The sequence below is a fragment of the Tepidiphilus succinatimandens genome (assembly GCF_006503695.1).
Lineage (GTDB): Bacteria > Pseudomonadota > Gammaproteobacteria > Burkholderiales > Rhodocyclaceae > Tepidiphilus > Tepidiphilus succinatimandens.
The window spans coordinates 89,283-97,375 of the sequence record NZ_SBIK01000013.1; the positions used below are offsets into that span (position 1 = coordinate 89,283).

The window sequence follows — 8,093 nt, forward strand, 5'->3', positions numbered from 1 at the left end:
ACGCGCTGCGCACCGGCCGCGGCTGCATGATACGATTTGTTGGGCGCCGCGCTGCCAAACCCCTCGTTCTCAGGAAAGACACCATGAAATTCATCCGTTTCGGCCTCCCTGGTCAGGAACGCCCCGGCCTGATCGACCCCCTCGGCGGCCTGCGCGACCTCTCGGCCCATGTGCGCGACATCGACGGGGCGCTCCTCGCCGACGCGGCGGTGCTCGCCGCCCTGCGCGCGCTCGCCCCCTTCTCGCTGCCGCCGGTCTCACCCGACGTGCGCCTGGGGTCGCCGCTGGCCGGCGTGGGCAATTTCTACGCCATTGGGCTCAATTTCCGCGACCACGCGCAGGAGGCGAACCTGCCCATCCCGAGCGAACCGGTCGTCTTCATGAAAGCCACGAGCTGCATCTGCGGCCCGGACGATCCATTCCTTTGCCCGCCCGGAGCGCAGAAACTCGACTGGGAGGCGGAGCTGGGCGTGGTCATCGGTCGGCGGGCCAAGCGCGTCTCGCCGGCCGAGGCGCGCGCCTGCATCGCCGGCTATTGCACCGTGCTCGACGGCTCGGAGCGCGACTTCCAGATGAACCGCGGCGGGCTGTGGATCAAGGGCAAGAGTTACGAGTCCTTCGGTCCGCTGGGCCCCTGGCTCGTCACCGCCGACGAAGTGCCCAACCCGCAGGCGCTCGCCATCCGCCTCGAGGTGAACGGCGAGCGCATGCAGGACGGCAACACCGCCGAGATGATCTTCGACGTGGCCACCCTCGTGAGTCACCTGTCCGAGTTCATGACGCTGCTGCCGGGCGACGTCATCGCCACCGGCACGCCCGCCGGGGTTGGCCTGGGTCAGAAACCGCCGCGTTTCCTGCGCCCCGGCGACGAAGTGACGCTGGAAGTGGAAGGTCTGGGGCGGCAGCGCCATTGCGTGGTGGTCGATCGCGCGGAGAGATGAAGACCCCGCGTGTATGGCATCGCCAGTTGTTCGTGATAGTGGCCTTCTTTGCCTGCGTGGCCCAGGCGCAGGAAGGGCCGCGGCGTGTCGTCTCGGTGAATCTGTGCGCCGACCAGCTGCTGCTGCGGCTCGCTCCCGAGCGCGTCATCGCCATCACGACGCTGTCGCGCCGCGCCGATCTCGCCCCGGACCCGACGCTGGGGGCCGACAAACCGGCGATCCGCGGTTCGGCCGAAGAGATCCTTGCGCTTCGGCCGGATCTGGTCGTCTTCGGGCCGTTCTCGGCCGCGGCCACGCGAACGCTCCTCGAACGACTGGGGCTTCCCGTCTATACGCTGCCGTACGTCGAATCGCTGGATGCGCTGCGGGATGCGATTCGTACCCTCGGCCGGTTGGTGCACGAGCCGGAGCGCGCCGCAGCCCTGGAAACACGGCTGGATGCGCTCGCGCGTCCCTTGGGCGTGGAGGGCGAGACACCGGTCATCCTCTATTATCTCCAGGGCGGCTACAGCGCCGGGCGCGGCACATGGGTGGGTGAGCTCATCGAGCGCAGCGGGGGCATCAACGCCGCCGAGCGTGCCGGACTCATCGGCCATGGCGATCTGCCGCTCGAGCGGGCATTGGCCGCCCGCCCGACGCGCTGGTGGCGCACCGTCTATCAAAACGACACCCCGACCCTGGGCGAGCGCCTGCTCGCGCATCCGGCGCTGCGGCGCCAGGCCGGCGAACCGCACTGGCTGCCGAGCTGGGCGATCACCTGCGCCGGCCCTTGGTCGTTCGAGGCGCTGGAGCGGCTGCGATGAGGGAAGTGTTACTCGCCCCGGCGCTGCTCTTGCTGGTGGGCTTGCTCGTGCTCGCCTCGCTCACGCTGGGCTATCTCGAGCTCTCGCCGCTTGCCTGGTGGCGCGGCGTCTGGGCGGGCGACCCTCTCCTGCGCCTGGTCTTGGTGGAGATCCGGCTGCCGCGCACCCTGCTCGCGCTCGCCGTAGGGGCGGCGCTGGGCGTGGCCGGTGCGGCCCTGCAGAGCCTGCTGCGCAACCCACTCGCCGAGCCGGCGCTCGTCGGCGCCACCGGCGGGGCTTCGCTCGGGGCGGTGATGGCGCTCTACTGGGGGTGGGCCGGTGCCTGGTCGCTGGCGCTGCCACTGGCGGGATTCGCCGGGGCGGCGCTCGTTACCGCGTTCGTGCTTCTGCTCGCCCTGCGCGGCGCTTCCACCGTGGGCCTCATCCTCGCCGGCGTGGCTGCCTCCAGCTTGAGCACGGCGCTCGTCTCACTCATCCTCAATGCCTCGCCCAATCCGCACGCGACGATGGAGATCGTGCACTGGCTGCTGGGCTCGGTGACCGATCGCAGCCTGCAGGACGTCGCGCTGGTGCTGCCGCCGATCGCGCTGGGGATGGCGCTGCTGCTGCGCCAAGGCACGGCGCTGCGCCGCCTGGTGCTCGACGAGGAGGCCGCCGCGAGCCTCGGGGTGTCGCTGCCGCGGCTGCGTCTGGCCGTGCTCGTGGGCGCGGCGCTGGCGGTGGGGGCGGCCACGGCCATCGCCGGTTCCATCGGTTTCGTCGGCCTGGTGGCACCACACCTCGTGCGGCCCCTCGTGCGCCACGATCCGGCGCGCACGCTGTGGGCTTCAATGGGCGCGGGGGCGGTGCTGCTGCTCGCCGCCGATCTGGCGGTGCGCCTGATCGATCCCCACGGCGCGGAGCTCAAGCTCGGCGTGCTCACGGCCCTCATCGGGGCGCCCTTCTTCCTGTGGCGGGTACTCGCGGTGCGTGCGCCATGAGCCTAGCCCTGGAGTTCTCCGGCGTCGGCCTGCGGCTGGGAGGACGGGCCGTGCTCCGCGGCATCGACTGGCGGGGCGAATCCGGCCGTCTCGTCGGTCTGGTAGGGCCCAACGGGGCGGGGAAATCGATGTGGCTGCGGGTGGCTGCCGGCGTACTCAGGCCGCAGCAAGGGGAAGTGCGCTGGTGGGGCGAGCCGCTCGTGCGCGTGCCGCGCCCACGCTGGCCGTCGGTGATCGCCTATTGCCCGCAGCGCTTTTCCCTTCATCTGCCGCTGCGCGTTCTCGACTGCGTCGCCCTGGGTTTGCCGGCGGGCCGGATTCGTACCGGCGCCGAGCGCGAACGCTGCCTCGCGGCGCTCGAGAAAGTCGACGCCGCCGATCTGGCCGAGCGCCCCGTTACCGAACTCTCGGGCGGGCAGCAGCAGCGTGTGGCGCTCGCCCGGGCGTTCGCTCAGGAGGCGACGATGCTGCTTGCCGACGAGCCGCTCGCCGCCCTCGACCCGCGCCACGCGCTGGAGACGCTGGCGCTGCTGCGGCGCGAGGCACACGAGGGCGGACGGCTGGTGGTGGTGGCGCTGCACGAGCTCACCCTCGCGGCGCGCTTCTGCGACGAAGTTCTGCTGCTGCACGAAGGGCGCTGCCTCGCGGCCGGCGCCCCTCTGGAGGTGCTCGACGAGGCGCGGCTGCGCGCGGTCTATGGCCTGCGGGCACGGCGCCTAGAAGTGGAGGGGGAGACGCTGCTGCTGCCTTGGGCACCAGCCGATCGCCCCTAGCGGCGACGCATCTGCGCCGCCATCTCCCGCAGCCGGGCGATGCGCTCTTCGGTGCGCGGGTGCGTCGAGAAAAGCCCTTGCAGCCAGCCGCCCGAGAGCGGGTTCATGATCATCATCTGCGCCGTCTCCGGGTGTGCCTCGGCCGTTGGCATGGGAATCTGCTGGGCGTACGCTTCGATCTTGGCCAGGGCCGAAGCCAGCGCTTCCGGGTCGCCGCAGATCTCGGCTCCGCCCGCGTCGGCGCCGAATTCGCGCGTTCGCGAGATCGCCAGCTGGATGATCACCGCCGCGATCGGCGCGAGGATCATCACCAGGATGGCGAGCACCGGGTTGACCGGCCGCCCCTCCTCGTCGCGTCCGCCAAAGAGCATGCCGAAGTTGGCGAGCATGGAGATGGCGCCGGCTACCGTCGCCGTCATGGTCGAGATGAGGATGTCGCGATGCTTCACGTGCGCGAGCTCGTGGGCCATCACCGCACGCAACTCGCGCTCGCTGAGCAGCTCGATGATCCCGGTGGTCGCCGCCACGGCCGCGTGTTCGGGACTGCGCCCGGTGGCGAAGGCGTTGGGCTGCGCCTCGTGGATGATATAGACCTTTGGCATGGGCAGTCCCGCGCGCCGGGCAAGGTCCCGGACAATGCCGTAGAGGTAGGGCGAGGTGGTCTCGTCGACCTCCTGCGCGTGGTACATCGCCAGCACCATCTTGTCGGAGAACCAGTAGGCCCAGAAGTTGGTGAGTGCGCCGAATCCCAGCGCCACCAACATCCCCGTCTTGCCGCCCAGCACCATGCCCACGGCGCCGAAAAGCGCCATGATCGCCGCCATCAAGAGCGTCGTCTTCAGCCAGTTGCCGTACATCGTCAGCCTCCCTCCACAGTGAACCGCTCGCCGATAGAGACCGGAAAACCGCGCAGGAATTCCGCCGCGGGCAGGCGCTTGCCGCCGGGGCGCTGCAGTTCGGTGAGCAGCAGCCGCCCCTGGCCGGTCTGCACCGTGATTCCTTCAGTGCCGACGGCGGTCACCGTCCCCGGCGGCTCGGTGCCGTTTCCTTCGAGCACTTGGCCGCGCCAGAGTTTGAGCGGCACGCCGCGCAGCAGCGCCTGCGCCCCCGGATGGGGATCGAAGGCGCGCAGCCGCCGCTCAATCCGCTCGGCCGGCTGCGACCAGTCGATCCAACGCTCCTGCGGCGTGATCTTGGCGGCGTAGGTGACGCCTTCTGCCGGCTGCGCGCGAGCCTGGGCGAGGTGGCGCGGCAGCTCGGGCAGCACCTGCACGAGCAGCTCGGCACCCAGCGCCGCGAGCCGGTCGTGCAGCGAGCCCGCCGTGTCGTCGGGAGCAATGGGCGTTGCCACGCTCGCCACCATGGGCCCGGTATCCAGCCCTTCGTCCATCTGCATGAGCGTGACCCCCGTCTCGGCATCGCCCGCCTCGATCGCCCGGACGATGGGGGCCGCTCCGCGCCAGCGCGGCAGGAGCGACGCGTGGATGTTGAGGCAGCCCCAGCGCGGCCAATGCAACACCTCGGACGGAAGGATCAGGCCGTAGGCCGCCACCACCAGTACGTCGGGCGCGGGCAGCGCGAGCAGTTCCCGGCGATCCTCCTCGCTCTTGAGCCGCGCCGGCTGCAGCACTGCAATGCCGGCCGCCTGCGCCACCTGCTTCACCGGGCTCGGGGTGAGCTTCATGCCGCGACCGGCCGGCCGGTCGGGTTGCGTCAGCACGAAAGGCACCTCCCAGCCGGCCGCGAGCAGCGCGCGCAGCGCGACCGCGGCGAATTCGGGCGTGCCGGCGAAAGCGACCCGGCGCACTTCCTCCGCGACCATCAGGCCGTCATCCGGGCGCGCTTGACGAGCTTCGCCTTGATGCGCGACTGCTTGAGCGGCGAGAGATACTCGACGAACACCTTGCCGTCGAGGTGGTCGATCTCGTGCTGGATGCACACGGCGAGCAGCCCTTCGGCCTCGAACTCGACCGTCTCGCCTTCCAGGTTCAGTGCCCGCACTTTGACGCGCTCGGCGCGCGTGACTTTGTCATAGATGCCCGGCACCGACAGGCAGCCTTCCTCGCTCACGCACTCGCCGTCCTTCTCCAGGATCTCGGGGTTGATGAGCACCGTCAGTCCGGAGCGGTCCTCGGTCACGTCGATGACGATCACACGCTTGTGCACGTCGACCTGCGTGGCGGCGAGCCCGATTCCCGGAGCGGCGTACATCGTCTCGGCCATGTCGGCGGCAAGCCGGCGGATCGACTCGTCGACCTCCGTCACCGGCTCGGCGCGCTTCTTCAGCCTCGGATCGGGATAATGCAGGATGGGAAGTAGTGCCATATTTTTCGTCTCTCGTTGCCAATCGTCGATGCGTCGCGTAGAATGCCAATATCTTCTGCCCCGGCAGTGAGACAGGATCGCCCACTCCCGGTTCCGACATCCCTGTGAGGTTCCTCGCCATGAAGCGGATGATTCGCATTATAGGCACGATCGCCCTGGTCTGGTTCGGTGCGCTTTCGCTCGCGCACGCCGGCGTGGAACCCCAGGCCATCGCGCCCGATGCACCCGATACCTACACCGTGCGCAAGGGGGATACGCTCTGGGGCATCGCCAAGCAATTCCTGCGTGACCCTTGGCGCTGGCCCGACCTGTGGCAGATGAACCGGGCCCAGATCCGCAACCCGCACCTCATCTATCCTGGCCAGATCCTGGTGTTCGACCGCGCCGCCGGGGTGCTGCGTGCCGCCAAGCGCGTGGGGCCGGTCGACGAGAAGCTCTCGCCCCAGGTTCGCCATGAGCCCATTCAAGATGCCATTCCTTCCATCCCGCTCGCGGCCATCGAGCCTTTCCTCGTGCGCCCCCTGGTGATCGACCAGAAAACGCTGGAGAATTCCGGCCGCATCATCGGCCTGGAAGAAGGCCGCTGGATTGCCGGGGCAGGCGATGCGGCCTTTGCCGTGGGCGTGCCCGAGGATGCCCGGCTCGTGCAGCTCTTCCGCCCCACCGAGCCGCTCTATGCCCGCGATGGCAAGACGCTCATCGGCTACGAGGCGCGCGATCTCGGTACCGCCGTCGTCGAGCCCAACGACGACCCTCGCCTCGGCACCGTGCTGCGCCTGAAGCAGACGAACGAAGAGGTCCGTGCCGGCGACGCCCTCGTCGCCTCGCAGAAAGAGATGCTGGTCAATTTCGTGCCCCACGCGCCGGACGAAGGGGTCGACGCGCGCATCGTTCGCCTGTATCGCAGCTCGCTCGAAGCCGGTCGGCTCGACGTCGTCCTGCTCGACCAGGGCGAGCAGCAGGGCTTGGAGCCTGGCCACGTGCTCGCCCTGTGGCGCATCCGTCCCCCCGTCACCGACGAAGAGCGCGACACCAAGGTCTTCCTGCCCGAAGAGCGCTACGGCGTGGCCTTCGTCTTCCGCGTCTTCGAGCGCATGTCCTACGCTCTCGTGATGGAGACCGAGAAACCGGTCCGTGTCGGGGATGCCGCTCGCACGCCCTGAAGACCGGGAAGAAGCGAGGAGCTGGCTCGACTTCACGTTGCGCCGGCTCCCGCCTTCGGTCCAGCGCAAGCTCCTGGCGCGCTTTGGCTCGCCGGAAGCGGTGCTCGCCCAGCCGCTCCCCACCGTGCGCGCCGAGTTCGGCGCCGAAGTCGCCCAGGCGCTCGCCTCGCCTCCTCCTGCCGAGGCGGTCGAAACGGCGCTCGCCTGGCTGGGCGGCGCTCGTCATCACCTCCTCACCCTCGCCGACGCCGCCTATCCCGGGAATCTGCTCGCACTCGCCGACGCCCCGCTCGTGCTCTACGTCGTGGGCGATCCCGGCACGCTCGGCCGGCCCGCGGTGGCGATCGTCGGCGCGCGCCACGCCACGCCCGGCGGGCTGGAGAACGCCCGCGCCTTTGCCCGGGCGCTCGCCGAGCGTGGCCTCGTCGTGGTGAGCGGCCTCGCGCTTGGCGTAGACGCCGCCGCCCACGAAGGCGCGCTCGCTGCTGAGGGCGGAAGGACGGTGGCCGTCATCGGCACCGGCGCCGACCGCGTCTATCCGGCCAAGCACCGTGCGCTGGCGCACCGCATCGCCGAGCACGGCGCGATCGTGAGCGAATTCCCGCTGGGCACCCCGGCCCAGCCCTACCATTTCCCGCGGCGCAACCGCCTCATCGCCGCGCTCGCCCGCGGCACCCTGGTGGTAGAAGCAGCGCCCGACAGCGGCTCGCTCATCACGGCGCGCCTTGCCGCCGAGCTCGGCCGCGACGTCTTCGCCATTCCCGGTTCGATCCACAATCCGCTCGCGCGCGGCTGCCACCGCCTCATCCGCGAAGGCGCCAAACTCGTCGAGCGCGTCGACGACCTCCTCGAAGAATGGCCCGATCTGGCCTCGCCCGGCGCCCTCGTTCCGCCAGAACCCGCGCCCGCGCCTTCCGACGAAAGCGACCCGCTCCTTGCCGCCCTGGGGCACGATCCGGTCGATTTCGACACCCTGATGCATCGCACGGGCTGTTGTCAACAAATAGAACTGTCCGGTTTCGTAGCACATAAACTGTCCGCTTTTCCGGGCCGGGGAGGGAAGGCGTGAAGGGCGTAGCCCGGAGCGCCTTCCCTCCCCGGCAGGCGC

The 8,093-nt window shown here is 70.0% G+C and carries 9 protein-coding genes; 6 read left to right on the forward strand and 3 right to left on the reverse strand.

What is annotated here, in order from left to right; all coding sequences use genetic code 11:
- The first annotated feature begins 83 nt into the window (after positions 1–83).
- The 4 genes from EPD82_RS09020 to EPD82_RS09035 are packed head-to-tail and all read left to right on the forward strand — an operon-like array spanning position 84 to position 3,497.
- Positions 84–941 (forward strand): fumarylacetoacetate hydrolase family protein, encoded by an 858-nt coding sequence (locus EPD82_RS09020; RefSeq protein ID WP_141056461.1) that lies wholly within the window; start codon positions 84–86, stop codon positions 939–941.
- A complete protein-coding gene (locus EPD82_RS09025; protein WP_055423016.1) occupies positions 938–1,744 on the forward strand; it encodes an ABC transporter substrate-binding protein in 807 nt (268 codons plus the stop codon). Before EPD82_RS09020 ends, EPD82_RS09025 begins: the two co-directional genes overlap by 4 nt.
- Positions 1,741–2,724: a FecCD family ABC transporter permease gene (locus tag EPD82_RS09030; protein ID WP_141056462.1), complete on the forward strand. Its 984-nt coding sequence runs from the start codon at positions 1,741–1,743 to the stop codon at positions 2,722–2,724. The genes EPD82_RS09025 and EPD82_RS09030 overlap by 4 nt, the downstream gene beginning before the upstream one ends.
- Positions 2,721–3,497 carry an ABC transporter ATP-binding protein gene (locus tag EPD82_RS09035; protein ID WP_055423014.1) on the forward strand — a complete coding sequence of 259 codons (777 nt, stop codon included), beginning with the start codon at positions 2,721–2,723 and terminating at the stop codon, positions 3,495–3,497. Before EPD82_RS09030 ends, EPD82_RS09035 begins: the two co-directional genes overlap by 4 nt.
- On the opposite strand, the gene htpX is transcribed toward EPD82_RS09035, so the two are convergent.
- Genes htpX through def form a run of 3 tightly spaced genes read right to left on the reverse strand, consistent with a single transcriptional unit; the run spans position 3,494 to position 5,822 of the window.
- Positions 3,494–4,354, reverse strand: coding sequence for a zinc metalloprotease HtpX (gene htpX, locus EPD82_RS09040; protein ID WP_141056463.1), 861 nt, complete (start codon positions 4,352–4,354; stop codon positions 3,494–3,496). The genes EPD82_RS09035 and htpX overlap by 4 nt on opposite strands.
- 2 nt (positions 4,355–4,356) lie before the next feature.
- Positions 4,357–5,319, reverse strand: a complete 963-nt coding sequence (gene fmt, locus EPD82_RS09045; protein WP_141056464.1) for a methionyl-tRNA formyltransferase — start codon at positions 5,317–5,319, stop codon at positions 4,357–4,359.
- Complete coding sequence (gene def, locus EPD82_RS09050; protein WP_055423011.1) at positions 5,319–5,822, reverse strand: peptide deformylase; 504 nt, start codon at positions 5,820–5,822, stop codon at positions 5,319–5,321. The genes fmt and def overlap by 1 nt, the downstream gene beginning before the upstream one ends.
- 119 nt (positions 5,823–5,941) lie before the next feature.
- On the opposite strand from def, the gene EPD82_RS09055 reads away from it, so the two are divergent.
- Both EPD82_RS09055 and dprA read left to right on the forward strand, forming a co-directional pair.
- On the forward strand, positions 5,942–6,985 hold the full coding sequence (locus EPD82_RS09055; protein WP_206202263.1) for a LysM peptidoglycan-binding domain-containing protein: 1,044 nt from the start codon (positions 5,942–5,944) through the stop codon (positions 6,983–6,985).
- Positions 6,966–8,054 carry a DNA-processing protein DprA gene (gene dprA, locus EPD82_RS09060; protein ID WP_141056465.1) on the forward strand — a complete coding sequence of 363 codons (1,089 nt, stop codon included), beginning with the start codon at positions 6,966–6,968 and terminating at the stop codon, positions 8,052–8,054. Before EPD82_RS09055 ends, dprA begins: the two co-directional genes overlap by 20 nt.
- The last annotated feature ends 39 nt before the right edge of the window (positions 8,055–8,093 follow it).

Coding starts and splice junctions, on each gene's coding strand:
- EPD82_RS09020 (WP_141056461.1), top strand. CDS start 84: ATGAAATTCATCCGTTTCGGCCTCCCTGGTCAGGAACGCCCCGGCCTG.
- EPD82_RS09025 (WP_055423016.1), top strand. CDS start 938: ATGAAGACCCCGCGTGTATGGCATCGCCAGTTGTTCGTGATAGTGGCC.
- EPD82_RS09030 (WP_141056462.1), top strand. CDS start 1,741: ATGAGGGAAGTGTTACTCGCCCCGGCGCTGCTCTTGCTGGTGGGCTTG.
- EPD82_RS09035 (WP_055423014.1), top strand. CDS start 2,721: ATGAGCCTAGCCCTGGAGTTCTCCGGCGTCGGCCTGCGGCTGGGAGGA.
- htpX (WP_141056463.1), bottom strand. CDS start 4,354: ATGTACGGCAACTGGCTGAAGACGACGCTCTTGATGGCGGCGATCATG.
- fmt (WP_141056464.1), bottom strand. CDS start 5,319: ATGGTCGCGGAGGAAGTGCGCCGGGTCGCTTTCGCCGGCACGCCCGAA.
- def (WP_055423011.1), bottom strand. CDS start 5,822: ATGGCACTACTTCCCATCCTGCATTATCCCGATCCGAGGCTGAAGAAG.
- EPD82_RS09055 (WP_206202263.1), top strand. CDS start 5,942: ATGAAGCGGATGATTCGCATTATAGGCACGATCGCCCTGGTCTGGTTC.
- dprA (WP_141056465.1), top strand. CDS start 6,966: ATGCCGCTCGCACGCCCTGAAGACCGGGAAGAAGCGAGGAGCTGGCTC.